The organism is Sphaerisporangium krabiense (genome assembly GCF_014200435.1).
GTDB lineage: Bacteria > Actinomycetota > Actinomycetes > Streptosporangiales > Streptosporangiaceae > Sphaerisporangium > Sphaerisporangium krabiense.
Window position 1 is genome coordinate 5,301,239 of record NZ_JACHBR010000001.1, and the last position, 25,415, is coordinate 5,326,653.

Consider the following 25,415-nt stretch of genomic DNA (forward strand, 5'->3'; position numbering starts at 1 on the left):
TGGTTTCCGTGAGGAGGGTCCGTGTCCGATCTCGTGCTGTCGTCCCTGGACGACGGCGTGCTGACGCTGACGTTCAACCGTCCCGACCGGCTCAACGCCTGGACGGGGGCGCTCGGGCGCCGCTACTTCGACCTGCTGGACGAGGCCGACCGCGACCCCGGCGTCCGCGTCATCGTGGTCACCGGCGCGGGTAGAGGCTTCTGCGCGGGCGCCGACTTCGAGACGCTGGCCGCCATCCGGGACGGCTCCTACGACGAGGAGCAGGACAGGCGTCCCGGCACCCACCCGACGACGATCCGCAAACCGATCATCGCGGCGGTCAACGGGGCCTGCGCCGGCTTCGGCATGCTCCAGGCGCTGGTGTGCGACCTCGTGTTCACGGCGGCCGAGGCCAAGTGGACCACCGCCTTCGCCCGCCTCGGCCTGATCGCCGAGTACGGCCTGGCGTGGGTGCTGCCCAAGCTCGCCGGGCAGGCCAGGGCCATGGAACTGCTGCTGTCCGGCCGCACGTTCACCGGCGCGGAGGCGGGCCGGCTCGGCCTGGCCTGGCGCGTGACGCCGGGGGAGCGGCTGGCGGAGGAGGTCGCCGGCTACGCGCGGGAGCTGGCCGCCCGCAGTTCCCCGGCGTCGATGGCCGTGATCAAGCGGCAGGTCTGGGGCGACTGGGAGACGACGCTGGACGCCTCCAGCGCCGAGGCGTTCCGGCTCATGATCGAGTCGTTCGCCCGGCGCGATTTCGCCGAGGGCGTCGCGAGCCATCTGGAACGCCGTCCGCCCGCGTTCCCGCCGCTCGGGCGGCCGGACTGACGCGCCGCGCCGCCCGGCGGGCCGCCTCCGGCCCCCTTCGCGCGGCCCCTGCGTTCGCCAGGCCGCCGAGCGATGGTGTTGAATGGGAGCGGTTGTAGTAGAGGTTCGTTACGTGTAGCAGCGCCTGCGAAGTTCTCACAGCGGGCGTTCCACCATGCGAAGCCAACGTGCTTTCGAGGGGCGGTCGGTCGCCGGACAACCCGAGGAGCCGCATCCGCGGGCCTCGCAGATCGTCTCAATGAGGAGAATCAGTCCATGGCTCAGGGAACCGTCAAGTGGTTCAACGCCGAGAAGGGCTTCGGCTTCATCGCGCCCGACGACGGCGGCGCCGACGTCTTCGTCCACTACTCCGCCATCGACTCCAGCGGCTACCGCAGCCTGGAGGAGAACCAGCGGGTCGACTTCCAGACGACGCGCGGTCCGAAGGGGCCCCAGGCCGAGCAGGTCCGCCCGATCTGACGCGCGGGGCGCCGACGCGTGAGGGGGGCCGCCAGGCCCCCTGACGACGAGTCGCGTGCTCGCACGGAGGGGCCGTCAGGCCCCGCCCGGACGGGCCGCGTCTCTCACCTGGTCATCATGACCACCGACACAGCGGGCCGTAAGGCTCCGTGAGGGCGGCGGGTGCCGTTCTCATCCTCGGGACGCGGGCGGCAGGTTTGCCGAGAGGCGACCGCCCCGCGTCCATCGATTGGAGGTCCCATCGATGGACCTGCACCTTCTCATCCAGGCCGACTCGACCCTCTGCCGCGTGACCGGCGACGTCGACATCTCCTGTTCACCCGAACTGCGCGAGCGCCTCCTGGCCGCGCTACAGCCCCCGCGTCCCCGCCTCGAGGTGGACCTGTCGGGGGTCACCTTCATGGACGCGAGCGGCGTCGCCGCCCTGATGGCCGCCCGGCGGCGCTCGCTGCGCCTCGGCGGAGGGGTGTGCCTGATCTCGCCCTCCTCGTCCGTGCTCCGCGTGCTGGAGGCCAGCGGCCTCAGCGCCCGTTTCCCCGTCCGCCGGAAGCGCGTTCCCGCCGAGACCCTGGACGCGGTCCGCACCGCGCAGGCGGCCTTCCGCCACTGATCCCCGCCGCGATGGCGCGGCATCTGACATGGAACGGCGCCCTCCCTTCGGGGAGGGCGCCGTTCGTCATACCATTGACGCGCCGAGGATTTCCTGTAATCCCTACCGTCAAGATAGCTGAATACCGGGAGGCGAGCGTGACCGCGTCAATCTGCGTCGTCGGCGCCGGGGCCACGGGGATCCGCCTGGTGGAGCGGATACGCGCCCACGCCTCCGCCGGGCCGCTGGACGTCCACGTCGTGGACCCTCAGGCGGCCGGCACGGCGGCGCCGCCGTCCCCGGACGCGCTGCGGGTCCACGCCCACCGGGCCAGCGCCGTCGATCTGTCCGGCCGGTTCGTCCTCCTCGACGACGGCACCCGCCTGGACACCTGCGCCGTCGTCCTCGCCCACGCCTGGCCCGACGTGCTGCCCTCGCCCCGCGAGCGCGAACTGCGCGACTTCGCCCGCGACCACGGCCTGTACTACCGGCCCGCCGGGCACGCGGGCGGCCGTCCCTCCCTGGACCGGGTGCCGGGCGGGCGGCCGGTGCTGGTGCTCGGGCTCGGGGCGGTGATGTCCGGCGTCGTCGCCCGGCTCACCACCGGGCGGGGCGGCCGGTTCCGGCCGGGGCGCGACGGCGGGCCCGTCTACCTGCCGAGCGGCGCGGAGCCTCTGATTCACGCCGGGTCCCCGCGCGGAGTGCCCCACCACGCCCGGCACGCCTACCGGACCGGCGACCCGCCCCCGGCCCCGCGCTTCGTCACCGCGCTCGGCCCCGGGCCGCACGACTTCCGGCGCGAGGTGTGGCCGCTGGTCGCCAAGGACCTGGCCTACGCCTACTACCACCACCTGCTCACCCTCCACCGGGACCGGGCCCGTGTGGGCTGGCCCGGCTTCGCCGCCGCCTTCGCCGCCGAGGAGTGGGACGGCCCCGCCATGCGCGCGCTGATCCGCACGGCCGTGCCGCGCTTCGAGGACCGGCTCAACTTCGCCCGGCTCGACCGCCCGCTCGCCGGCATGCGCTTCGGCGACCTGGCGGGGCTGCAGCGGTGGACGTACGGCTACCTCGCCGCCGACCTGGCCCGTCGCGCCGACCCCGCCCACAGCGCCGACCTCGCCATGATCGAAGGGCTGCGCGGCGTGCTGGACGCCCTGGCCCGGCGGGTGCCGCAGGACGCCTGGCTCCACCGCCTGGCCCGGCACGCCGCGGGCGGCCTGTCCGCCACGCGGATCGCCGAGCTCAGGGCGCTGGGCCGGGCCGGCGTGCTGACCTTCCTCGGCGCCGCGGCCCGGGTCGAGCCCTCCGGGGACGGCGTCTGGCGCGCCACCTCGGCCAGCGTGCCCGGCGCCGTGACCGCCACCGCCTTCGTCGACGCCAGGCGCCCCGCCCCCAGCCTGGACCGCACCCGCGACCCGCTGCTCAGGCGCCTGCACGACCGGGGGGAGTGCGCCGAGGAATGCGGCCGGCTGAAGGTGAGCCTGCCCGGCAACCGCATCGTGGACAGCAGCGGCGCCGCGCACCCGCACCGCTTCGCGCTCGGCGGCTGGACCACCGGGGCCGACCCGCTGTCCGCCGACGACCCGCCGCTGGACGCCCTCGCCCGCGCCGTCCTCGCCGCGACCGCGGGCCCGACGGTGCCGCGGGTGGCCTGATCAGGCCAGGCGGCGCGCGCCCGGGGACGGGACGGCGGGCAGGAAGCGCGGGGCGCGCCAGCCGCGGGCCTCGTAGGCGCGGGCGACCTCGTGACGCACCGAGTCGAGACGGTCCACGGGGACCAGGGCGATCGCCGAGCCGCCGAACCCGCCGCCGGTCATGCGGGCGCCGCGCGCCCCGCCCCGGACGGCGGCCTCGACGGCGACGTCCAGCTCGGCGCAGGACACCTCGTACTGGTCGCGCAGCGAGAGGTGGGAGGCGTTCAGCAGGGCGCCGATCTCGCGCAGCGCCCCGGCGCGCAGCAGGCCGATCACGGCCTCGACCCGGTGGTTCTCGGTCACGACGTGCTGGGTGCGCCTGCGCTCGTCGCCCTCCAGCACCGCCAGCGCCCCGGCCAGGTCGGTGACGTCGCGCAGCGCCTCGACGCCCAGGCGCTTGGCGGCGTTCTCACAGTCGCGGCGGCGGCGGGCGTACTGGCCGTCGGCCAGCTCGTGGTGGACGCCGGTGTCGATGATCAGGACCTGGAAGCCCTCGGCGGCCAGGTCGAGCGGGACCGCGCGGGAGGCGAGGCTGCGGCAGTCCATGAACAGGGCGTGCCCCTCGCGGGAGAGCGCGGAGGCGGCCTGGTCCATGATGCCGCAGGGCATGCCCACGAAGTCGTTCTCGGCCCGCTGCGCCAGCAGGGCCAGCTCCATGCGGCCGAGGCCCAGGCCGTACAGCTCGTCCAGCGCGAGGGCGACCGAGACCTCCAGGGCCGCGCTGGAGGACAGGCCCGCGCCCCGCGGCACGTCGCCGTCGATCACCAGGTCGGCGCCGCCCGCCGCGTGCCCCGCCCGGCGCAGCGCCCAGAACACGCCCGCCACGTAGCGCGTCCAGCCCTCGGCCTCGTCCAGGACGGCGATCTCGTGGACGCGGGCGGACCCGTCCTGCAGGGAGAGCAGCCGGACCACCTCGTCGTCGCGGCGGGCGGCGGCGCAGGCCACGCCCCACGGCACCGCGAAGGGCAGCACGAACCCGCCGTTGTAGTCGGTGTGCTCGCCGATGAGGTTCACCCGGCCCGGGGCGTGCCACACCCCTTCCGGCTCGCGGCCGAAGGCCGCTCGGAATTCTTCGGCGACACGCATGACGACGCTCTCTCCTCGCTCGGGGTCCCCGCAAGCCTAGTGCGGCCCGCACCCGTGCCAAGCTGGGCCTGTGGACGAACGCCTCTCCCTCCCCGGGGCGCGGCTGCCGAGCCCGCTGGAGGAGATCGAGGATCGGCGGCTCGGCGGCGCGCGCCTGTTCCTCAAGCGCGACGACCTCATCCACCCCGACGTGCCGGGCAACAAGTGGCGCAAGCTCAGGGACAACCTGGCCGAGGCGGCCCGGCGCGGCGAGGACACGCTGCTGACCTTCGGCGGCGCATACTCGGGCCACATCCGCGCGACCGCCGCGGCCGGGCGGCTGTTCGGGTTCGCGACGATCGGGGTGATCCGCGGCGAGGAGCACCTGCCCCTCAACCCGTCCCTGGCGTACGCGGCGGCGCAGGGCATGCGGCTGACCTACATGGACCGCACGACCTACCGGGCCAAGAACACCCCCGAGGTGATCGCCCGGCTGCGCGCCGAGCACGGCCGGTTCCACCTGATCCCCGAAGGGGGGAGTAACGCCCGGGCGGTGCGCGGCTGCGCCGAGCTGCCCGCCGAGATCGAGGCGCAGGGCGTCGCCTACGACGTGATCTGCTGTGCCACCGGCACCGGCGGCACGCTCGCGGGCATCGCCGCCGGGCTGCCCCCGGGCCGCAGGGCCCTCGGCTTCTCCGCGCTGAAGGGCGGGGAGTTCCTGGCGGGCGAGGTCGACCGGCTGCGGCGCGAGGCGTTCGGCGCCTCCTCCGGCAACTACGGCCTGGAGTGCGGCTTCCACTTCGGCGGCTACGCCCGGCGCACCCCGGAGCTGGACGATTTCGCCGCCGGCTTCGCCGCCCGGCACGGCCGCGTCCTGGAGCCGGTGTACGTCGCCAAGATGATGTACGGCGTCTTCGCGCTCGCCGCGCGGGGCGCGTTCGCGCCCGGCACCCGGATCGTCGCGGTCGTCACCGGCTGAGGCGCGGCGCGGGCCGTTCCCGCTGTGCCGGCCGTTCCCGCGACGGAGTCGTACCGGGAACGTGACTCGACGCGCGTATGGTTCTCGGCGGGCCCGTCCCACGGGATTCAGCCATCCGAAGGAGAGGCAGGACGCATGCCGCCCGAACGACGCATCCTGTTCGTCCACGCGCACCCAGACGACGAGACGATCGGCACCGGCGCGACCATGGCCAGGTACGCGGCGGAAGGCGCCCACGTCTGCCTGGTGACGTGCACGCTCGGCGAGGAGGGCGAGGTCATCCCGCCCGAGCTGCGCCACCTCGCCGCCGACCGCGAGGACCGCCTGGGGGAGTACCGCGCCGGCGAGCTGGCCCGCGCGTGCGCGGCACTCGGCGTCGCCGACCACCGCTTCCTCGGCGGGGCCGGGCGCTGGCGCGACTCGGGCATGATGGGCGCCCCCACCAACGAGGACCCGGACTGCTTCTGGCAGGCCGACGTCGACCTTGCCGCCGCCGAGCTGGCCGGCATCGTGCGCGAGGTGTGCCCGCAGGTCATCGTGACCTACGACGACAACGGCTACTACGGCCACCCCGACCACATCCAGGCCCACCGGGTGGCCTGGCGGGCCTTCGAGAAGGCCGGCGACCCTTCCTTCGGCGAGGGCGAGCCCTGGACCCCCTCGCGCTTCTACGCCACCGCCATGCCGCTGTCGCTGCTGGAGGGCGCGGTGGACTCCGGTCCTTTCGCGCGGGTGAAGTCCGTCGAGGACTTCGGTTTCGGCGTTCCCGACGAGCAGATCACGACCCGCGTCGAGGCGGGGGGCCACCTCGACGCCAAGCTCGCCGCCCTGCGCGCCCACCGCACCCAGATCATGGTGAACGGCGGCCACTTCGCCCTGTCGAACAACGTCGGCCACCCCGTCTACCCCGCCGAGTACTACACGCGCCTGGCGGGCGACCCCGGCCCCCTCGACGCCGAGGGCCGCGAGACCGGCCTGTTCGGCTGACCGCGGCCGCCGGGGCGGCCAGGTCGAGACGAGGTCGTGACCTGGTGGTGTCCTGCCGGATCATTGCCGCCGCGTGGCCGCCGTCCTAGGGTGGCGGACGGGTCCATCGGGCACGCGTGCGCCGCAGGCGGGCGCGCCGGAACCTTGAGCCCTCGGGGACGGGAGGACGCACCCGTCCCCGAGGCCCGTCCCGTTCGCCGCCGCCCGGCCCTTCCGGCGAGGTCCGCCGGTCCAGGCCATGGTCCACGCCGTCGAGAGGCCCCCATGACGATCGAGCACGACACGCGTCCCGCGTCCCCCACGCGCTCCCTTGAGATCAGGCTGAGCGGGGAGGGGCTCGTGCTGCGCGAGTGGACCGACGACGACCTGCCGGCCATGGCCGACCTGTTCGACGACCCCGACGTGGCGCGCTGGACGCCGCTGGCCAGCCCGTTCGACCTGGCGGCCGCCCGGCGGTACCTGGAGGCCGCGCGGCGCTCACGCGCCGCGGGGGAGCGGCTGAACCTGGCGATCACGACCGACGGGGGCGCGCCCCAGGGCGAGATCCTGCTGAGCCGGGTGGGCTGGCCGGCGGGCACGGGCAGCATCGGCTACGTCGTCGGCGCGGCGCACCGCGGCAGGCGGCTGGCGGTGCGCGCGGTCCGGGTCATGGCCGAGTTCGCGCACACCGTGGCCGGGCTGTCGCGGGTCTGCCTGGAGATCGAGCGGGACAACGAGGCCAGCACGCGGGTGGCCCGCGCGGCGGGTTTCACCCTCACCGGCGAGCCTCCCAAGGTCGTCCAGGAGAAGGGGCGCAGGCTGAGCCTGCTGACCTGGGCTCATCCCGCGCCCTGAGGCGCGGGATCAGGACGTCTGGTCCTCCACGTGGAAGGAGATGCCGCCCTGGTCGTCGATGTCGGCGTCGAGAGCCTTGTCGTCGAGCACGGACGCGGCGACCGGGTCGAGGTAGACCTTCGCCCCCTCGCTCTCGACGACCTTGTCGGTCGTCTCGGGCCCTTCGGCGACGGAGAGCATCAGCGAGCCCGCGTCATCGCCCTGGGACGAGATGCGGATGCCCTTGTCGGTCGATTCCGACTGGGCGTTGAGGTCTCGGATCACCTTGGCGGCGGTGTCTGTCAGCGTGAGCATTGGGTCTCCTCGCCAGGGTCGATTTGTCCTAACAGTTCGGCCTTTGCCGTCTTTGAGGTCGATAAACCGGATCTCGGGATTGGAAGGGTCGAATCTCGCTGAGGCTTCGTTGACGGGGCGTTGGGACGGATCGTCCGCGACACGTCTCACGATTCGCCGGGAAACCGTGGCGCGCCGTCGTGCGGAGGCCCATAGTTGAGCCGCGGGACGCGGCCGGCACCTGTCCCGCGCCTTCAAAGGGTGGGACAGCGCGGGTGGGAGCGATCATGGTCGTCGTCGGCACGTGGAACCTGGAGAACCTCTACCGCCCGGGAGGTGAGTTCGGCCCCGGCGACACCACCGCCTACCAGGCCAAGATCAAGGCACTGGCCACCACGATCACCGGCTTCGCGCCCGACGTGCTCGGCGTCCAGGAGGTCGGCGACCCCGAGGCGCTGGACGATCTCACCGCCGAGCTCGGCGGCGAGTGGCACACCGCCCTCTCCGGACACCCCGACGCCCGCGGCATCCGCGTCGGCGTGATCAGCAGGTTCCCGCTCACCGTCCAGCGGGACGTGAGCGTCTTCACCGCGCCGCTGGCCGCCGTCCAGAACGACGACACCGGCCCCGGCACCTCCCAGACCAGCCGCGGCATGCTCGCCGTCCAGGTGGAGCCCACCCCGGGCACGACGCTGTCGATCGCCGTCTGCCACCTGAAGTCCAAGCTGCTCAGCTTCCCCGGCGGCAGGTTCGCCGCCCGCGACGAGGGCGAACGCGCCCGGTTCGGCGCCTACGCGCTGTACCGGCGGGCCGCCGAGGCCACCACGCTGCGGGGTCTCGCCGATGGCCTGCTCGACGGCCAGGGACGGCAGCGCCCGCTCGTCGTGCTCGGCGACTTCAACGACGAGCCGCAGGCCGCCACCACCCAGATCGTGCTCGGCCCCCCGGGATCGGAGCTCGGCACGCCGGGGGCCCTGCGGCCCGACAAGGGCGACGCCTGGCGCCTGTGGAACCTCGCCACGCGCATCGAACCCGCGGCCGACCGCTACTCGCGGATCCACAACGGCAAGGGGGAGCTCATCGACCACATCCTGGTCAGCCGGGCCCTCATCGAACGCGTCGCGGAGATGCGCTCCGTCGTCTCCCACGGCCTGCCGTCGATCTCCGAGGACCCGACGGCCCGCCGCGACGCCGCCGACTCCGACCACGCCCCCCTCTACGCCCGCCTCGACCTGTAGGAGCGTCCGCCCGCCTCGACCGGGAGGAGCGCCCGCTCGGGTCACGGCTGGACGAACACCGCCACGGTCCGCGCGGGAACGGTCAGCGCGCCGGTCGCCGGGTCGAAGGCCGACCGTCTCACCACCGGGTCGTCCGAGGCCGCCTGCACCGGGTGCAGCGCGGCCCGCGTCCCCTTCAGGGCGGGCACGACCTGCCGCCGCTCGTCCGGCGTCGCGTTGAAGACCACCGTGACCGACGACCAGCGCGGGTCCAGCCCCGCCGTGTCCAGGTGCATGGTGACGACGCCCGGCGTCTCGCCCGTGCCGCTCGTCGGGAAGGACAGCCGCCGCTGCACCTCCTCGCGCGAGCCGAGCGAGAAGGCCGGCGAGGAGGACCGGATCCGCAGCAGCTCCCCGGCACGGGCCCGCGCCGCGCCGATGTCCGCGCAGCCCGGCCTGAGCGCGGGGTCGGCGAGCAGCGGCCCGGCGTACGGCCACCTGGCCGCGTTGTCGGCCGCGGGCGGCAGCCCCGCCCCGAAGCCGTTGCCCGCCGCGCAGTCCCACAGCAGCCGGTTGAACCAGTCGCCGGAGTCGTAGGAGTTGCGGTCCAGTGACTTGGACCGCAGCCGCTCGCTGCCCGCGTGCAGGAACGCCACGCCCTGCGACAGCAGGACCGCGGCCAGCGCCACCGACTGCATGCGCACCCGGTCCGCCATGGGCGTGCCCTGCGGGAGCTTGTAGGCCAGCGCGTCGAACAGGGTCTCGTTGTCGTGCGCGTCGGCGTAGGTCACGGCCTCGCCCGGCGCCGCGGTGTACCCGGCGGGCGAGCCGTTGTAGTCCACCTGCGCGCCGGTGACCTCCGCGCCCGAGGACGCGGTGAACCGGTAGTCGCGCAGGTTCCCCGCCAGCCCCACCTTGATCAGGTCCTGGTAGTGGAGCAGGCGGGCCCGCCGCTGCTCGTCGCCGCCGTTCGCCGGGGAGCCGTTGGGCGCGCCCGCCAGCCCCGAGGCGAACCCCTGTACGCGCGGGTCGGCGTCGAACGGGCCGCCGCCCCGCACGGCGTCGCGCAGCCGGTCGTTGAAGGTGCCCACGCCGGTGCCCGCCATGTTCGCCTGCGTGGCTTGGACGAACCGCGCGCCGTCCGCGACCTCGCCGAAGTTCCACCCCTCGCCGTACAGGACGACCGACCTGCCGTCCACGCCGTCGCGGGCGGGCGTGAGCCGGTCGAGCGCGGCCCGCACCGCCAGGATGTTCGCCTTCGGGTGGTGGCCCATGAGGTCGAACCGGAAGCCGTCCACCTTGTACTCCCTGGCCCAGGTGACCACCGAGTCGACGACGAGCCTGCCCATCATGGCGTGCTCGGGCGCGGTGTTCGCGCAGCACGTGGAGGTCGCGACCGAGCCGTCCGCCAGCAGGCGGTGGTAGTACCCGGGCACGATCCTGTCCAGCACCGACCTCGGGTCCTGCCCGGCGGCGTAGGTGTGGTTGTAGACCACGTCCATGACCACGCGCAGCCCCGCCCCGTTCAGCGCGGCGACCATGGCGCGGAACTCCACCACGCGCCGCGACCCGTCCGGATCGGTCGAGTAGGACCCCTCGGGGACCGTGTAGTGGACCGGGTCGTACCCCCAGTTGAAGGAGTCCGTGGCCGCGGTGGCCGCCACGCACTCCTGCTGCCGGCCGGAGTCGGGCGGCAGCGCGGCCAGGTCGCAGGACGGCTCGGTGCGGTCCGCCCTGCGCTCCGGCACGCTGCCGAAGTCGAAGGCCGGCAGCAGGTGCACGTGCGTCAGCCCGTCGGCGGCCAGCGCCCGCAGCGCCCGCGTGCCGGCCGAGTCGCGGGTGAACGCCGCGTAGGTGCCGCGCTCGGCCGCGGGCACGGTCGCGTCGGAGGCGGAGAAGTCCCGCACGTGCAGCTCGTAGATCGACGGCCGGTGGGCGGGCGGGGGTTTGCGCAGGTCCGCCCAGCCGTCCGGGCGCAGCGCGCGGTCCGACAGGTCCACGAGCCGGCTGCGCGCCGAATCGGCCGCGAGCGCCAGGCTGTAGGGGTCGGTGACCTCGTTGGTGACGACCTCGCCCGCCGCGGGCGCGTACACCGTGACCAGGAAGGTGTAGTAGCGGTCCTTCCAGGCGGGCGTGCCGCGCGCCGACCACACGCCGGTGGCGTCGTCGCGGCGCATCGCGTGCACGGTGCGCGCGCCCCCCGCCGGGCCGGTGTACAGCGCCAGCTCGACCTTCCGCGCGGTCGGCGCCCACACCGACACCGCCGGCGACCCCGAGGACCAGGCCGGGCCCAGCGGGGCGGACACCGCCCCGGCGTACAGGTCGTCGAGCACGCCCGGGATCTGCACGCCCGTCGCGGCGCGCAGCGCGCCCGAGGCGTCCCGCTCCACCGCGACCACCTGGCCGCGCAGCGCCCCGGCGACCAGGTCCGCGTCACGCGGGTCCACCGTGAACGCCGCGTACGCGGCCAGGTGCGGCCAGGCGGCCTTCTGCGCGGCGGTCAGCGCGCCGGGCAGCAGCCGGACGAGACGCACGTCCCCCCGCAGATCGCCCTTGTCGTACCTCAGGTCGCCCTTCCCGGAGAAGGCCACCGCGTAGCGCGAGGACGCCGATGGCGTGACGTCCCAGGCGAGGGTGCCCCGGTCGATCCAGTGGGCCCGCGCCTTGGACAGGTCGGCGTCGGCGCCCGGCGCCGCGGGCTGCGGCAGCAGGTGGCCCTCGGCGCCCGCGAGCCGCCACACCTCGTGGCCCGCCGCGGCCAGGTCCAGCGACTGGTCGGACGGCAGGTCCTTCTCGTCGCCCTTGTGGAAGATGTAGCTCAGGCTCGTCGCCCCCTCCGCCAGCGGCACCCTGAAGTACACGCCGAAGCCGTCGGCCCCCGCCGGCGCGAGCGGCGCCGCCCAGTCGGTGGGGGCCGCGGCTCCGGTCCACACGTGCAGCCCCCAGCCGTCGTGGTTCCCGTCCGGGCGGCGATAATGCAGGATCGCGACGTTCTCGGCCGCGGCCCGCGTCGCGTGCGCCCGGGCGTCCCCCGAGTTCACGTACGCCTCCGGGCGCGCCGCGGGTGTGAACGCCTGGTCCGGGCCGGGGTCCTTGGCGTCCCCCTTGTGCACGATGAAGTTCAGCGGCGCCGCGGCGTCCTTGAGCGGCACCTTCCAGAACGCGCCGTAGGAGTCCGCGCCGTCCGGCGGGCGCGGCTTCGCCCAGTCGGTGGCCGTGCCGCCGGCCAGGCCGTCACCCCACAGGTGCAGGCCCCAGCCGTCGTAGTCCCCGTCCGGGCGCCGGTAGTGGACCGTGGCGTATCCCTGGGCGGCGGCCCGCGACCCGTACGTCTCCGTCCGGCCCTCCGCCAGCCACACCTCGCCGGTCCGCCGCGGGTCCACCAGCCGGTCGCCGCCGTCCTTCTCGTCCCCCCTGTGGGCGAGGATCCCGACGCCGGTCGCGCCCGGCCTGAGCCTGACCCAGGCGAAACGGCCGTAGGCGTCCTCACCCGCGAACGGCACGGGGGAGCCCCAGTCGGTGGGCCGCTCGACGTCGCCCCAGACGTGCAGGCCCCAGCCGTCGTAGTCCGCCCGCTTGTAGTGGACGACCAGCCAGTCCCGCCGCACGGCCCCCGGCTCGCCCGGATCGGGCGGCGCCGCGACGGTGACCGTCGCGGCGGCCGAGGCGTACCGGCCCGCCGAGTCCTTGACGACGGCCTTGTAGGTGAGCTGCGTCCCCGGCGCGATGCCGGTCAGGTCGTGGAACACGCGGAAGGTCCGGGTCGCCCCGTTCGTCGTGGTGGGGGCGTCGTCGGTGCCGAGCACCGTCCACGCGCCGTCCCCCGCCCGCACGGCGAACGTCACCTGGTCGAAGCCGGCGCCCGGGACGGTGGCCGTCACCGGGATCCTCGGCTCGCCCGCCGCGCCCCGCACCTCGGCGCCCGGCAGCGCGATCGACACCGCGGGCCCGGCCGCCGGGACGGACAGCGCCGCGGCGGCCCGGTAGACCACCGCCGACAGCGGCGGCACGGTCAGGCGGAGCGTGCGGTCGGCCGCCGAGGTCAGGCGCGCGGCGGCCGTGCCGTACACGCGGGCGAACTCCATGCCCGGCGAGTACGTCGGGACGTCCGCGGTGGCCGGGGTGCGGGCGTTGTTCACCGCGACCACGTACTCGACCCGCTCCTTGGCGCCGATGCGGCTGAACGCGTACAGGCCGCCCGAGGCCAGGCGCTCGACCTGCGCGCCGTCCGCCAGCGCGGGATGGGCGTCGCGCAGCCGCGCCAGCGCCGCGATGCCCTGGTAGAGCGGGTGGGAGGGGACGAAGTTGTCCTGGGCGTGCGTGGCCGCCGTGCCGATCAGGTCGTCGGCCAGGTAGTCCGGCGTGCGCGAGGCGAACATGGTCTGGCGGGCGTCCTTGTCGCCGCCCTTGCCGGTGAAGCCCTGCTCGTCGCCGTAGTAGACGACCGGCTGGCCCCGCGTGAGGTACATCAGCTCGTGGGCGAACAGGTCGCGCCGCAACAGCTCGGCGTCCGAGGCGCCAGGAGCGTCCTGAGCGACGAACCTGCCGATCCGGCCCATGTCGTGGTTCCCGAGGAACGTCGGCAGCGACGCCGCGTTGTCGCGGGCGCTCGTGTGATAGTCGTCGCCCGCGTACAGGCGGGCCAGCCTGTCCGCCCCGGCCGTGCCGCCCGCGAACGACCGGGCGGCCTCCTGGAACGGGAAGTCCAGCGTGGCGTCCATGCCGCCGCGCGTGGAGTACCTGCTGGTCACCGCCGGGTCGCCGGAGTACACCTCGCCGAACATGAAGAAGCGCTCGTCGCCGAGCCGGGCGGCGTAGCCGTGCAGGGCCGGGGTGAACCGCTCCCAGAACTCCATGTTCACGTGCTTGGCCGTGTCGATCCTGAAGCCGTCCACGCCGGCCTCGCGCACCCACGTGCGGTAGATGTCGATCATGCCTTGCACGACCTCGGGCCGTTCGGTCCACAGGTCGTCCAGTCCGGCGAAGTCGCCGTACTCGTCGGTCTCGCCACCGCTGAACGTCGAGTCGCCCCGGTTGTGGTACATGGTCGGGTCGTTCAGCCAGGCCGGCTTCCTGACACCCGTCGGGGCGACCGGGGTGTAGGGGAACGAGTCGGCCGTCACCTTGGGGAACGTGCCGCCGGCCGCGTAGGCGCGGTCGTCGAACACCTTGCCGTCGACATCGACGTACGGGTACGCGCCCTTGGAGCGGTAGGCGTAGGTCTTCTGCGCGTAGTCCACGACATCGGCGGTGTGGTTGGTGATGATGTCGAGGAAGACCTTCATCCCGCGCTTGTGCGCCTCGCGGACCAGCCGCCTCATCTGCGCGTTCGTGCCGAGGTGCGGGTCGACGGAGGTGAAGTCGGTGATCCAGTACCCGTGGTACCCGGCCGACGCGCCCGCGCCCACCCCCTGCACGGGCCTGTTCACGAACGCGGGCGTCAGCCACAGGGCCGTGCTGCCGAGCCCCTTGATGTAGTCCAGCTTCCCGATCAGCCCCGCCAGGTCACCGCCCTGGTAGAACCCCTTGTCCGTCGGATCGAACCCGGTGACGAGCCGATCGCCGCCCCGCCCGCCCCTGTCGTTCCCGGCCTCGCCATTGGCGAAGCGATCGGTCATCGCGAAGTAGAACCGCTCCCGCGTCAGATCCGCCCGAACCGCGTCCCGCGCGAGCTCCCCGTCCCCGCTCCCGGAACCCCGGCTCAGCGCCGACACCACCGGCCCCCCTCCCACCGGCGCCGACGAGACGACCACGCCGCCGGAACCCGCGGCCGCGGCCGAACCGGCGGGGGCCGTGCCGGGACCCGTGGCAGTGAGCGGGCGAGCGGGGGCCACGGCCGAGGCTGCGGCGGGAGAGAGGCCTGACACGCCGGCGAGCGGCACACACAGCGCCATGGCGAGGAGCACGGCCACACGGCGACTCCGTGACCTGGACGGCGTTCTCGCGGACCGCGGGGGGAAGGACCGGACCACCAGGACCTCCACGGGTCGGAGTGATTCACGGACGTTGCCCGGAAGCTACTCACAACTCCGAATCTGTGCAATGCCTTACAGAAATATCCAGAAAGACTCCATGCCGTCTAATCCGCGTCCCCGACATCCGCGTAGCCGCCGAAATGACCGTTTCCCCAAAGGCGGCTCGCAGGTGTCGCCGCGCGCCGATGTCGCTGCCGGGTAACCACGACCGTGCAGGCGGTTGCACGAGGTCGCTGCGCACGTCCAATCCGGTGTCGCTGCCGGGTAACCGTCTCCTCGAAGGGGGCTCGCCCGGTGGTGCTTCGCGCGTCCGATCCGGTGTCGCTTCCGGGTGACCGCCTCTCGTGATTTCACTGACGACGGTTACCTCGGTTTTCGGCCTGTTCAGAACAGGGCCGCCCCGGTCCGGCCCAGAGGCGCGTACTGAAATTCTCCGTGTCTTTCTTTTGCGGCCGCCCCGGTGACCCGCGGGCCCGCGGGTCACGCCCGCTCGCGCTCCTTCCCGGCGGACGGACGGGCGTCCGGGGGGATCCGCACCGGAATCTCCCCGCCCAGCCGTGCCCCGGATGAAAGGACCAGCTCGTCCCCGCTCCAGAACCGCCCGGGGTCATACCAGTTGAGCCTGCGCCCACCCGGCAACAGCCCCATCGCCTCATACGTCGCGGCCACCACCTCCGCGCAATAGGCCGTCTCCAGCGCCGCGCTCGCGGCGTTCCCCGCAGTGCCGGCCTCGCCCGCGGTCCCTGAGTCGGCCCCGGTCCTCGCGCCCCGCCCCGCCAAGGCGTTCCAGGCGGTCCGCCATTCACGGGCGGCCCTTCTGCCGGCTGCGTTCCCCGCCCTCCCGCGGACGAACGGAACACGGCCGCGCAGCCAGCGGCCGGCCAGGCCCGCCGTCGAGGGGAACGGCGTCCCGTCAAGGCGCGCGATGGTGCGCAGCAGCGCGTCCTCCATCTCCCGGGTGACCGCCGCGTCGAGCTGCCGCAGCCACGCCCGCTGCCCGTACCGCCTCGCCCACACGACCACCGCGTCCCGCAGGTCGTGCAGCTGCACCCCGCGCTGGTGGGTGCCCGCCCACATGTCCGGCAACGACCTCCCCAGCTCGGCGTGCCACATCAGCGGCGGCAGATCCTCGATGACCACGGACATGCCGACATGGTTCACGGGACTGTTCGTCGTCATCTGGATGGCGCGATCCGGCGCCGACCGCCCCCGGAACAGCCACACGTCCCCGGTACGCGTCAGCTCCATCGCCTCGTCGAGATCGATGCCGCCACTGTGGATCATCCCAGTAGCCTAGAGACATGCGCTGGTGGAAAGTACTGGGGTTGGCCGCTTTCGCGGGCGTCGCCGCGACCGGCGTGGTGATAGCCCGCGCCGAACGCCGCCGCCGCTCCTACACCCCCGACCAGATCCGCACCCGCCTCCGCCAACGCCACGCCGAGGCCACCCGTCCCGAGCCCGACTAGGGCTCGCCCGCGCGTCGGGGGACGACGACGCGGACGCCAACGACCTTCACCGGTACAGGGGTTCGAGGGGACGGGGCGGCAGAACGGGCCTGGTGAGCGGCTCGGTCCTCGGCTCGGCGAGCCCGAGGAGCCGGTACATCACCCGCCGGAACTCCCGCGCCGCGCCTCCCGGCACCGAGGTCAGCTGCGCCCGCAGCGTGGCGGCGTTCGCCGGTGACCAGGCCCGCAGCGCCTCGTCGAGCTGGTCGGCGACCGCGCTCTTGGGGTCCAGCGCGGGCGCCATCTCCGTGAGCCGTGCGAACACCGAGCCGGGCAGGACGTCCTCGGCGGCGAACGGCGCCAGAAGGGTGGGCAGGCCCAGGGCCGCGCCGTAGCACACCACCGAGCTGTGGTCGGCGAACAGCAGGTCGGCCGCGACCAGCGCCGCCCGCCACCCCTCCTCCGGGGGCAGCAGCACCGCGCCCGCTTCGATCGACGCGGAGAACCACGCCCTGATCTGGGACTTTCCATGCGCCGACCAGATGTTCGGGTGCATGGCGAGCACGACGCGGTACCGGTCCGAGGGCAGCTCACGGGTGATCGTCGTCAGCAGCTCCGGGTGACGGGACATCAGTGACTCCGAGCCGTGGTGGCTGGAGACGACGACCACCTGCTGGTCGGGGGAGGCCCCGAGGGCGTTCCGGTAGGCCGTCCTGCGGCCTCGGCTGGCCAGGATGCGGTCGAAGCACGGATCCCCGGCGACGACCGAGGCGGGAAGCGCCTCCGGGCACGCCGCGGCCAGCATGGGGAGGTGGTCCTCGTGCCCCAGCATGATGGCCGACGAGATCACCCGCCCGTACATGGTCAGCGCCTGCTGCCCGAAGCCGGGGATCGCGCGGGGCGCGGCCGGCCCGGGGCTGTCACGCCGATCGACGTAGCCGTTCGGGCCGATGCCGTGGGTCAGGGTCATGATGGGGCCGTGCAGGCGCTCCAGCATTCCGTCGCCCGCGGACACGACGAGGTCCCAGGGGAGCTCCACGGCCTGTGACCACGGCATCTCCCACAGCCCCGCGTCCCTCAGGTAGTCGTGCGCGCCGTTGGCGTAACGCGACGACGGGGGAACCGTGTACGCGACCTGCACCCGGTGATCCTCTTCCACCAGGTGAACGATGTCCGCCAGTCGCGTCGCACTCGCCAGATGGTGGGTCACCATCAGGACGACGCGTTCGACCCCGTGCGTGTCCGCCTTGCCCGCGCCGAAGGAGAACGGCCCGGGGAGCCTTCTCACGTCGCTTGCCAACGCACCTCCTGTACGTGTCGGCCGGTTGGCGGGGAACCGGTCGAGGCGAGGCTGTGGTGCGAGGCTTGACGTGGACCTTGCATGGGGCTTGATGCCGCTTCCCGGCCATTACTCACTAATTAGGGCATGTCATTAAATGGACTGAACTGCATGTAGAATTGAGTGCTCAAGGCGCACTGTGAAAGCCTCCGCGCGGAAGCTCCGTGTGGGTCGAGTCGGTCACGGCGGCGCCAGGAGTGTGCCGACGAGAACGCCGGCGACGATGTCACCCAGTTTCGGATGTCCCTCTAGCTCCGTCAGTAGAACTGGGATCGCCCGTCGAGCCTGGGGGAACGCCGAGACGATCTTCAGCCACGCCATTATGGACGCACATCTATGGACGTGACAACTTGGCTGCGGTAGCAACCCAATTGGCGCACCTGCTGAAGCGGCTCGGCCTTCCCCGGGCCGGGACATCGGAGGGGCTCGACGAGGACGGCACGGGCCGCCGGCCGTTCGTGGCGTGACGAGGGGCCTCGCCCTCGGGCGCTAGCGGGGAGAGGTGGAGGGCGGTCTGTCCTCGCGGTGCGTGGTCGGAGGGTCCGTGGCGGGGTGGGGGCCGAGGACCATCGGTCCGGTGAAGTCGCGGCCCTGGATGGCGGGACCGTGGACCGAGCCGCTGATGATGTTGCGGACGCCGTCTGCTTCGGGTGTCGCGGGTGGGGGGTCGGAGGATGAGGGGGCGTCGGGCGCGGGTGACGCGGACGGTGCTCGCGGGCGGGGCCGGCGCATGGTGGCTTGCCAGGAGAGGGCCAGGCCGGCGAGGCCGGTGAGCGCGCTGAGAACGCTGGCTAGTTTGTCGGCCTTATCTAGACCTATGGCGATGAAATACACGGCCAATGCGATCAGTGCCAGCCCGACGGAAAGAACGGCGAGGCGTGTGGCCGTCGACGCGCGGGAACGGTTCACGGGGCGATTGTGGCGTGCCTCGAGAAGACCGTACAGAGACGGTGGATCGCGGACGGCCGATATGGGGACTACGGCCGGGTGGTAATCCGATTTGACGATACCCGGCCGGTTTTCCGGTGATCTTTCCAGATCGGCGGGGCTGAATTACGATTGCGGGGCCAGCTGGAGGCGAGGCGACGTTGGGCGGCGAGTGGGGTGCCTGCTTGGACGAAGGCGGGCGATGTTCCCGCGGAGACCACCAGTTTCGTCGGGCGGCGGGCCGAGATCGGCCAGGTGATCCGTTTGCTGGAACGGGGGCGGACGGTCACGCTGACCGGCGTCGGCGGGGTCGGCAAGACGCGGATGGCCCTGCGGATCGCGCGGGCCGTTCAGGCGCGGTTCCCTGACGGGGTGTGGTTCGTCGAGCTGTCCTCGCTGCGCGAGCCGGAGTTGCTCGGGCACACCGTCTGCTCGGTCCTGCGCGTGGCGCAGCAGGCCGGGCGTCCGCGGATGGAGGTCCTCGCCGAGTTCCTGGAACGGCGGCGCGCCCTGCTCGTCCTCGACACCTGCGAGCACCTGGCAGAGGAGTGCGCGGCCATGCTGGGCGCCCTGCTGGAGGCCGCGCCCGGCCTGCGCGCCCTGGTGACGAGCAGACGCGTCCTCGGCATGCCCGGCGAAACCCGCTACGAGGTCGCGCCGCTCCCCGTCGAGCCAGGCCCACCCGGAGCCGTCCCCACGAGCTGGGACCCCACCCCCGCCGGCATGGCACCCCCGAACGGTGCCCCTGCCGGCGTCGCATCTGCCAACGGCGTGGCCGGTGGGGCGGTGGCGTTGTTCGTCGAGAGGGCGGGGACGGTGGTGCCGGGGTTCGTGGCCACGCCCGAGGTGGCGGTGATCTGTGAGCGGCTGGACGGGATACCGCTCGCCATCGAGCTCGCGGCCGTACGGCTGCGCACGCTGTCCGTCGACCAGATCATGCGGCGCGTCGACGATCGCTTCGGTCTGCTGCTGGACGGCGACCGTGAGGGCCAGCCCCGGCACCGCACACTGCGCACGGCCATCGGCTGGAGTCACGAGTTGTGCGAGCCGCTGGAGCGGCTGCTCTGGGCCAGGCTGTCGGTCTTCGCCGGGGACTTCGGCGTGGAGGCCGCGCAGGCCGTGTGCGCCGATCCTGGCGGCGCCACGGGCCTTTACCCGGGCCAGGTGCCGAAGCTGCTGGGCGCGCTGGCCGACAAGTCGATCCTGCGCCGCGACGGCGACGGCGCGGACACCCGTTTCCGCATGCTCGGCACCGTGCGCGACTACGGCGCCGACTGGCTGCGCGAGCTCGGCGAGCGGGACGACACGCGCCGCCGCCACCGTGACCACTACCTGGACCTCGCGCGGCGCTTCGACGCCGCGTGGTTCGGCCCGGACCAGGCCGCCTGGTACGCCCGCATGCGGCGCGAGCTGCCGAACCTGCGCCCGGCGCTCGACTTCTGCCTCTCCGAGCGGGCCGAGCACCCCGTCGGCCTGGAGCTGGCCGGACGGCTCGCGTACTTCTGGATGGCCTGCGGCTTCATCGCCGAGGGCCGCCACCACCTGGGCCGCGCGCTCGGCCTCAGCCACGCGCCGTCCGCGAGCAGGTCGCGGGCGCTGTGGGTGTGCGCCTGGCTCGCCGACTTCCAGGGCGACCTGGACGAGGCCAACGACCTCGCCACCGAGTGCCTCTCGCAGGCGTTCTCGCGGGCGGACCGCGAGGCGGCGGGGTGGGGCACGATCTGCTGCGCCAACACCGGCCTGCACTGGGGGTACGTCACCGAGGCGCTGCCGATGTACGAGCGCGCCCGGCGCGCGCACGAGGACGGCGGCGACCAGGGCGCCGGGGTGGCGGTGGCGCTGGTCGGCGAGGCGTACGTGCTGCGCCGCCTCGGCAGGCACGAGCAGGCGCTGTCGTGCCTGCGCAGGCAGCGGGCGCTGTGCGACGCGTACGGCGACATCTGGCTGCGGTCCACCGGCGACTGGGTGCGCAGCCTCATCGAGCTGGACCGGGGAGACCCGCACGCGGCCGAGCGGTTCGGCCGGGCGTCGCTGCGCGACAAGCGGGCGTTGCACGACAGCCTCGGCATCGCGGCCGTCGTCAGGAGCCTCGCCGGCGCGGCGGCCGGGCTCGGCGACATGGAGCGCGCGGCGCGGCTCCTCGGCGTCGGCGACCTGGTCGAGGACGCCTTCGGCCTGCGGATCGGCCGGGCGCACCCGAACGGCGTCACCGAGCGCACCGAGGCGCGGGCGATGGACGCCCTGGGGGAGCGGACGTACCGGGACGCCGTCACCCGCGGGCGCGCACTCGACCTGGATCACGCCCTCGTCTACGCCCTCACGGGCGCCGAGCCCTCCGGGATCTAGCCGAGCCTTCCGGGACGCCTGTCACCAAGACCAGCGGGACGGAGGCCGGTATGCCGGTGGGGTCTTCGCTGTTGACAGAAATGCCAAAAATGACATTATTCAGCCATGCGAGAGGAAACGCAGCGGCTGCTGCAGATCCAGGATGACTTCGAGCGGTTCCGCGCGGCCACGCGCATGCTCGTCGACCTGGACGATCTGATCCTGGAGATCTCCCGGATCAGGAACGAGAGCGCCTCGCGGATGCAGATCAGCCCCGTCACCCCGCAGCCCCGGCCGGACGAGTCCCTGCCGGACGACGCACGGGCCGTGCTGGAGTGCGTGCGCAGGATGGGCGAGGAGCGGTTCCGCCGCCGCGACGTCTTCCGCCGCCTCGCCCGGCGGTTCAAGACCGTCGCGGCGATGGTCCCCGCCCTGGACCTGCTGGAGGCGGCCGGGTACATCCGCAAGGTCGAGCCCGCCACGGAGCCCGGCCACCCGGGCCGCCGCCGTTCCCCGGAGTACGAGGTCCGTCTGTAGCGCGCCGGGGAACCCGCACGCTGGGCGGCGACCGCGCCCTGAATACCCTTGAGTGTTCTTTCGGCGGCTTCAGAAGGCAGGTGGCACGTGGGCGAGGGCGGGCTGGTGACCGGGCGGGTGGCGCTGGTCACGGGAGCCGGGCAGGGCATCGGGCTGGCCATCGCGCGGCTGTTGCGCGAGCACGGGGCGCGCGTCGTGGTGAGCGACCGGGACCCGGCGCTCGCGGAGGCGGCGGCGCGGGAGGCCGGGCAGGGCGCCGGGCCCGAGGTCGTGCCGCTGGCCTGCGACGTCACCGACGAGGCGGCCGTCGAGGGGGCCGTCGCGCACGCGGTGGAGCGGTTCGGCGGGCTCGACGTCATGGTCAACAACGCCGGGATCACGCGGGACGCCACGATGGGGAAGATGACCGTCGACGATTTCGAAGCCGTCGTCGACGTCCATCTGAAGGGGACGTGGCTGGGAGTGCGGGCGGCGGCGAAGGTGATGCGGGAGGCCCGATCGGGGTCGATCATCAACATCTCCTCGCTGTCCGGGAAGTCCGGAAACTTCGGACAGACGAACTACAGCGCCGCCAAGGCGGGCATCATCGGGCTCACCAAGGCCGCGGCCAAGGAACTGGGCCCGCGCGGGGTGCGTGTCAACGCCGTGCAGCCCGGGCTCATCAGGACCGCGATGACCGCCGCGATGCCTCCCGACGTCTTCGCCGCACGCGAGGCCGACATCCCGATGCGGCGCGCGGGCGAGCCCCACGAGGTGGCGGGCGCCGTGCTGTTCCTCGCCTCCGACCTGGCCGGTTACATGACGGGCGCCGTGCTGGAGGTCGGTGGCGGCCGCCTGATGTAGCGCCGCTGCTCCTCAGGAGCCGCTCACGAGACGGGGGCCGCCGGGTCGACGGGCGGCGCGTCGTGGCGCACCTCCAGAACGGGCGCGACCGTCGGGGAGGACGCGCTCAGGGGTGCGTCGGCCGGGATGTCCTGGGGAACGACCGCGCTCACGGGGGACGCGAGCGGTTCTTCCGGGGCCACGAGGGGGCGGGCCCGGAGCAGCGCGTCCTCGACGGTGTCGTTCAGGTCGAAGACGTTGTTGAGGCCGGTGATCGTGAGCACCCGCAGGACCCCGCCGTGGACGCCGCTGACCAGGAAGGTGCGGCCCGTGCTCTGGCTGCGCCGCAGCGTGGCGATCAGCTCGCTCAGCCCCACGGAGTCGCAGAAGGTCACCTCGCCGAGGTCCAGCACGAACGGCGTCCCGGCCGGGGACTCCCACACGGGCGCGAGCCCGGCGCGCAGCAACGGCGCGGCGGTGAAGTCCAGCTCGCCGCGCACGTGCACGACCAGCGCGCCGTCCCGTAGCTCGGAGGCGAGCGTGAGGCCCGGTGGCGGGTCATTCTCGAAGTGCATATCAGCTCCTTCAGCCTGCGGGTTTCAGGGCAGGCACGACACCTTCCTACCAGTTCTGCCGCGTGCGTAACGCCTTCGGTGGCTCATGCGGGCGAAAGGCCGCGCGGCCGGGCGCCCGCCGCGGCGAACGAGCGACCGCTCAAGCGCAGGTGCGACGCGGGGAGCCTCCTTGGCGGGGCGCGGGCACGGCGTTCAGAATCGGCTTATGCCTGACCGCCCTGCGTACGTCGGTGCCCCTACTCCGCGCCGCGAGGACACCCGATTACTGACCGGGGGAGGGCGGTTCATCGCGAACGTCCGCCTCCACGGCATGGCGCACGCGGTGGTGGTGCGCAGCCCGGTCGCCCACGGCCGGCTGACGCGCTGCGACGTCGCCGCCGCCAGGGCCGCCCCCGGCGTCCTCGACGTCATCACCCCGAAGGACGCCGCCCACGTCCGCCTGCCCTGCGTCTCGCTCGCGCCCGGCCAGCGGCTGTCGTCCTACCCGGTGATCGACGAGGTGGTCCGGTACGCCGGGCAGCCGGTCGCGGTCGTGGTCGCCGCCACCGAGGCCGAGGCCCGCGACGCCGCGGAACTGCTGGACCTGCGCTTCGACGAGCTGCCCGCCGTCGTCGGCGCCGAGCGGGCGCTGGATCCCGCCGCCCCGCTGCTGTACCCCGAGTGGGGCGCCAACCTGGTCACCGACTTCCCGCTCGGCGACCCCGACTGCGAGGAGGCCATCGCCGGCGCCGCGCACGTCGTCGAGATGACCTTCCGGATCGGCCGCGCCGCGCCGAGCCCCGTGGAGCCGCGCGGCCTGGTCGCCTCCTTCGAGGACGGCACGCTCACCGTGCGGGCCGCCACGCAGGCCCCGCACCACGTGCGCGACCACGCCGCCGAGGCGCTCGGCCTGTCCTTCGACAAGGTGCGGGTGATCGGCGGGGACGTCGGCGGCGGCTTCGGCGGCAAGGAGCACCTCTACCCCGACGAGACGCTGATCTGCCTGGCCGCGATCCGCCTCGGCCGTCCCGTGCGGTGGATCGAGTCGCGGACCGACCATCTGGCGGCCACCCTGCCGGCCCGCGACGCCGTGCACCGCGCCCGGCTGGCCCTGGACGAGGAGGGCCGCTTCGTCGCGCTGCACTGCGACATCCTCGGCGACCTCGGCGCGCACCCGTCCAACGTCGGCATCTCGCCGATCGCGGTCTCGGCCGTGGCGCTGCCCGGGCCGTACCGGATCGGGCGGGTGGGGGCGCGGGTGCGCGGGGTCGTGACGACCACCACGCCCACCGGCTCCTACCGCGGGTTCGGCCAGCCGGAGGCCACGTTCACCCGCGAGCGCCTGGTGGACGAGGCCGCGCGGCGGCTCGGCCTGGACCCGGTCGAGCTGCGGCTGCGCAACCTGGTCCGGCCCTCCGACATGCCGTTCGCCACCAGGATGGGCCAGGTGTACGACTCGGGGGACTATCCCCGCGCGCTGCGGGAACTGCGCGACCTGGTGGACGGCGCGCCGCCCCGGCCCCGCGACGGGCGCAGGCGCGCGGTCGGCTACTCCCTCCACGTCGAGGCGACCGGCATGGGGCCGTCGATGGAGATGAAGGCGGCGGGCATCCAGGCGGGCGGCTTCGAGACGGCGGTGCTGCGCATGGAGCCGGACGCCTCGCTCGTGGTGTCCAGCGGGGTCGCGGGCATGGGGCAGGGCATCGAGACGACCCTCGCCCAGCTCGCCGCCGACGAGGTCGGCGTGCCGCTGGACACCGTGCGCGTGCTGCTCGGCGACACCGCGGTCACGCCGTACTCCTCGGTCGGGTCCATCGCCAGCCGCTCCCTGACCGTCGGCGGCGGCGCGCTGATCCGCGCGGCGGAGCGCCTGCGCGACAAGATCGTGACCATCGCCGCCGACCGGCTGGAGGTCGCGGCCGAGGACGTCGAGATCGCCGGGGGCGCGGTGCGGGTCAAGGGCGATCCGGTGGCGCACGTCACGCTGCGCGAGGTCGCCGCCTCGGCCTGGCGCGGCTGGGACCTGCCGGAGGGCGTCGCGCCCGGCTTGGAGGAGCGGGCCACCTACCACCCGGCCGGGTACGTCTACGCCTACGGCGCGCACGCCGCCGCCGTCGCGGTGGACCCCGAGACCGGCGCCGTGGAGGTGGAGGGGTACTGGGTGGTCAACGACTGCGGCGTCGTGGTCAACCCGGCGATCGTGGAAGGGCAGATCCGCGGCGGCGTCGTCCAGGGGATCGGCATGGCGCTGACCGAGGAGGTCGCCTACTCCGGCGAGGGCGGCCCGCTCGCCGACTACCTGCCGCCCACCACGCGCGAGGCGCCGGACGTCGAGGTCCGCCTCCTGGCCATCCCCTCGCCGCACACGCCGGGCGGCATGAAGGGGGTGGGGGAGGCCGGGACGGTGAGCCCGCCCGCCGCGGTGGGCAACGCCGTCGCGGCGGCGCTCCCCGAGATCGCGGACGCGATCACCGCCACGCCCGTCACGCCGATGGCGGTCTGGACGGCACTCTCCGGGCGCCGTCCACCCCCTTCCCGGTCCGAATAATCGCGCCGCTTACCCGGCGCTCCCGCCGGGCACGGTCCG

The 25,415-nt window shown here is 73.7% G+C and carries 19 protein-coding genes; 13 read left to right on the forward strand and 6 right to left on the reverse strand.

What is annotated here, in order from left to right:
- Nucleotides 1-21 precede the first annotated feature (21 nt).
- The 4 genes from BJ981_RS23280 to BJ981_RS23295 all read left to right on the forward strand — a co-directional run bounded on the left by BJ981_RS23280 (nucleotide 22) and on the right by BJ981_RS23295 (nucleotide 3,510).
- Nucleotides 22-807, forward strand: a complete 786-nt coding sequence (locus BJ981_RS23280; protein WP_184613714.1) for an enoyl-CoA hydratase-related protein — start codon at nucleotides 22-24, stop codon at nucleotides 805-807.
- 255 nt (nucleotides 808-1,062) lie between these two features.
- Nucleotides 1,063-1,266, forward strand: coding sequence for a cold-shock protein (locus tag BJ981_RS23285; RefSeq protein ID WP_184613716.1), 204 nt, complete (start codon nucleotides 1,063-1,065; stop codon nucleotides 1,264-1,266).
- Nucleotides 1,267-1,510: 244 nt separating this feature from the next.
- Entirely contained in the window at nucleotides 1,511-1,876 is a 366-nt protein-coding gene (locus tag BJ981_RS23290) for an STAS domain-containing protein (RefSeq protein WP_184613718.1), read from the forward strand.
- A 137-nt stretch (nucleotides 1,877-2,013) separates the two neighbouring features.
- On the forward strand, nucleotides 2,014-3,510 hold the full coding sequence (locus tag BJ981_RS23295; RefSeq protein ID WP_184613720.1) for an FAD/NAD(P)-binding protein: 1,497 nt from the start codon (nucleotides 2,014-2,016) through the stop codon (nucleotides 3,508-3,510).
- Here BJ981_RS23295 and galK read toward each other — a convergent pair whose 3' ends face one another.
- Nucleotides 3,511-4,635, reverse strand: coding sequence for a galactokinase (galK, locus tag BJ981_RS23300; protein ID WP_184613722.1), 1,125 nt, complete (start codon nucleotides 4,633-4,635; stop codon nucleotides 3,511-3,513).
- A gap of 70 nt (nucleotides 4,636-4,705) precedes the next feature.
- On the opposite strand from galK, the gene BJ981_RS23305 reads away from it, so the two are divergent.
- From BJ981_RS23305 to BJ981_RS23315, 3 genes are all read left to right on the forward strand, one after another.
- Nucleotides 4,706-5,593, forward strand: coding sequence for a 1-aminocyclopropane-1-carboxylate deaminase/D-cysteine desulfhydrase (locus tag BJ981_RS23305; protein WP_184613724.1), 888 nt, complete (start codon nucleotides 4,706-4,708; stop codon nucleotides 5,591-5,593).
- 135 nt (nucleotides 5,594-5,728) lie between these two features.
- Nucleotides 5,729-6,580: an N-acetyl-1-D-myo-inositol-2-amino-2-deoxy-alpha-D-glucopyranoside deacetylase gene (mshB, locus tag BJ981_RS23310; protein ID WP_184613726.1), complete on the forward strand. Its 852-nt coding sequence runs from the start codon at nucleotides 5,729-5,731 to the stop codon at nucleotides 6,578-6,580.
- Nucleotides 6,581-6,844: 264 nt separating this feature from the next.
- Nucleotides 6,845-7,414: a GNAT family N-acetyltransferase gene (locus BJ981_RS23315; RefSeq protein WP_184613728.1), complete on the forward strand. Its 570-nt coding sequence runs from the start codon at nucleotides 6,845-6,847 to the stop codon at nucleotides 7,412-7,414.
- Between the two features lie 9 nt (nucleotides 7,415-7,423).
- Here BJ981_RS23315 and BJ981_RS23320 read toward each other — a convergent pair whose 3' ends face one another.
- The gene (locus BJ981_RS23320) at nucleotides 7,424-7,708 is read right to left on the reverse strand and encodes a HesB/IscA family protein (protein ID WP_184613731.1); all 285 of its coding nucleotides are present in this window, start codon (nucleotides 7,706-7,708) and stop codon (nucleotides 7,424-7,426) included.
- 254 nt (nucleotides 7,709-7,962) lie between these two features.
- Between BJ981_RS23320 and BJ981_RS23325 the strand changes: the two genes are divergently transcribed.
- A complete protein-coding gene (locus BJ981_RS23325; RefSeq protein ID WP_204069999.1) occupies nucleotides 7,963-8,925 on the forward strand; it encodes an endonuclease/exonuclease/phosphatase family protein in 963 nt (320 codons plus the stop codon).
- Between the two features lie 41 nt (nucleotides 8,926-8,966).
- On the opposite strand, the gene pulA is transcribed toward BJ981_RS23325, so the two are convergent.
- Nucleotides 8,967-14,816: a pullulanase-type alpha-1,6-glucosidase gene (pulA, locus tag BJ981_RS23330; RefSeq protein WP_311745685.1), complete on the reverse strand. Its 5,850-nt coding sequence runs from the start codon at nucleotides 14,814-14,816 to the stop codon at nucleotides 8,967-8,969.
- A gap of 543 nt (nucleotides 14,817-15,359) precedes the next feature.
- Nucleotides 15,360-16,163 carry a hypothetical protein gene (locus BJ981_RS39695; RefSeq protein ID WP_184613733.1) on the reverse strand — a complete coding sequence of 268 codons (804 nt, stop codon included), beginning with the start codon at nucleotides 16,161-16,163 and terminating at the stop codon, nucleotides 15,360-15,362.
- 17 nt (nucleotides 16,164-16,180) lie between these two features.
- On the opposite strand from BJ981_RS39695, the gene BJ981_RS23340 reads away from it, so the two are divergent.
- Nucleotides 16,181-16,345, forward strand: coding sequence for a hypothetical protein (locus tag BJ981_RS23340; protein WP_184613735.1), 165 nt, complete (start codon nucleotides 16,181-16,183; stop codon nucleotides 16,343-16,345).
- A 46-nt stretch (nucleotides 16,346-16,391) separates the two neighbouring features.
- Here BJ981_RS23340 and BJ981_RS23345 read toward each other — a convergent pair whose 3' ends face one another.
- Entirely contained in the window at nucleotides 16,392-17,624 is a 1,233-nt protein-coding gene (locus BJ981_RS23345) for a hypothetical protein (RefSeq protein WP_184613737.1), read from the reverse strand.
- 1,143 nt (nucleotides 17,625-18,767) lie between these two features.
- Here BJ981_RS23345 and BJ981_RS23350 point away from each other — a divergent pair.
- From BJ981_RS23350 to fabG, 3 genes are all read left to right on the forward strand, one after another.
- On the forward strand, nucleotides 18,768-20,936 hold the full coding sequence (locus tag BJ981_RS23350) for an ATP-binding protein (protein WP_184613739.1): 2,169 nt from the start codon (nucleotides 18,768-18,770) through the stop codon (nucleotides 20,934-20,936).
- 105 nt (nucleotides 20,937-21,041) lie between these two features.
- Nucleotides 21,042-21,452, forward strand: coding sequence for a hypothetical protein (locus BJ981_RS23355; protein ID WP_184613741.1), 411 nt, complete (start codon nucleotides 21,042-21,044; stop codon nucleotides 21,450-21,452).
- 87 nt (nucleotides 21,453-21,539) lie between these two features.
- On the forward strand, nucleotides 21,540-22,295 hold the full coding sequence (fabG, locus tag BJ981_RS23360) for a 3-oxoacyl-ACP reductase FabG (RefSeq protein ID WP_184613743.1): 756 nt from the start codon (nucleotides 21,540-21,542) through the stop codon (nucleotides 22,293-22,295).
- A gap of 23 nt (nucleotides 22,296-22,318) precedes the next feature.
- Here fabG and BJ981_RS23365 read toward each other — a convergent pair whose 3' ends face one another.
- Nucleotides 22,319-22,849, reverse strand: coding sequence for an anti-sigma factor antagonist (locus tag BJ981_RS23365; RefSeq protein WP_184613745.1), 531 nt, complete (start codon nucleotides 22,847-22,849; stop codon nucleotides 22,319-22,321).
- Between the two features lie 205 nt (nucleotides 22,850-23,054).
- Between BJ981_RS23365 and BJ981_RS23370 the strand changes: the two genes are divergently transcribed.
- Entirely contained in the window at nucleotides 23,055-25,376 is a 2,322-nt protein-coding gene (locus BJ981_RS23370; protein ID WP_184613747.1) for a xanthine dehydrogenase family protein molybdopterin-binding subunit, read from the forward strand.
- Nucleotides 25,377-25,415: the final 39 nt, after the last annotated feature.

Excerpts from the sequence above, each read along its gene's own strand:
- galK (WP_184613722.1), bottom strand. The coding sequence starts at position 4,635 with ATGCGTGTCGCCGAAGAATTCCGAGCGGCCTTCGGCCGCGAGCCGGAA.
- BJ981_RS23315 (WP_184613728.1), top strand. The coding sequence starts at position 6,845 with ATGACGATCGAGCACGACACGCGTCCCGCGTCCCCCACGCGCTCCCTT.
- BJ981_RS23355 (WP_184613741.1), top strand. The coding sequence starts at position 21,042 with ATGCGAGAGGAAACGCAGCGGCTGCTGCAGATCCAGGATGACTTCGAG.
- BJ981_RS23285 (WP_184613716.1), top strand. The coding sequence starts at position 1,063 with ATGGCTCAGGGAACCGTCAAGTGGTTCAACGCCGAGAAGGGCTTCGGC.
- BJ981_RS23340 (WP_184613735.1), top strand. The coding sequence starts at position 16,181 with ATGCGCTGGTGGAAAGTACTGGGGTTGGCCGCTTTCGCGGGCGTCGCC.
- BJ981_RS39695 (WP_184613733.1), bottom strand. The coding sequence starts at position 16,163 with ATGATCCACAGTGGCGGCATCGATCTCGACGAGGCGATGGAGCTGACG.
- BJ981_RS23320 (WP_184613731.1), bottom strand. The coding sequence starts at position 7,708 with ATGCTCACGCTGACAGACACCGCCGCCAAGGTGATCCGAGACCTCAAC.
- BJ981_RS23365 (WP_184613745.1), bottom strand. The coding sequence starts at position 22,849 with ATGCACTTCGAGAATGACCCGCCACCGGGCCTCACGCTCGCCTCCGAG.
- BJ981_RS23290 (WP_184613718.1), top strand. The coding sequence starts at position 1,511 with ATGGACCTGCACCTTCTCATCCAGGCCGACTCGACCCTCTGCCGCGTG.
- mshB (WP_184613726.1), top strand. The coding sequence starts at position 5,729 with ATGCCGCCCGAACGACGCATCCTGTTCGTCCACGCGCACCCAGACGAC.
- BJ981_RS23370 (WP_184613747.1), top strand. The coding sequence starts at position 23,055 with ATGCCTGACCGCCCTGCGTACGTCGGTGCCCCTACTCCGCGCCGCGAG.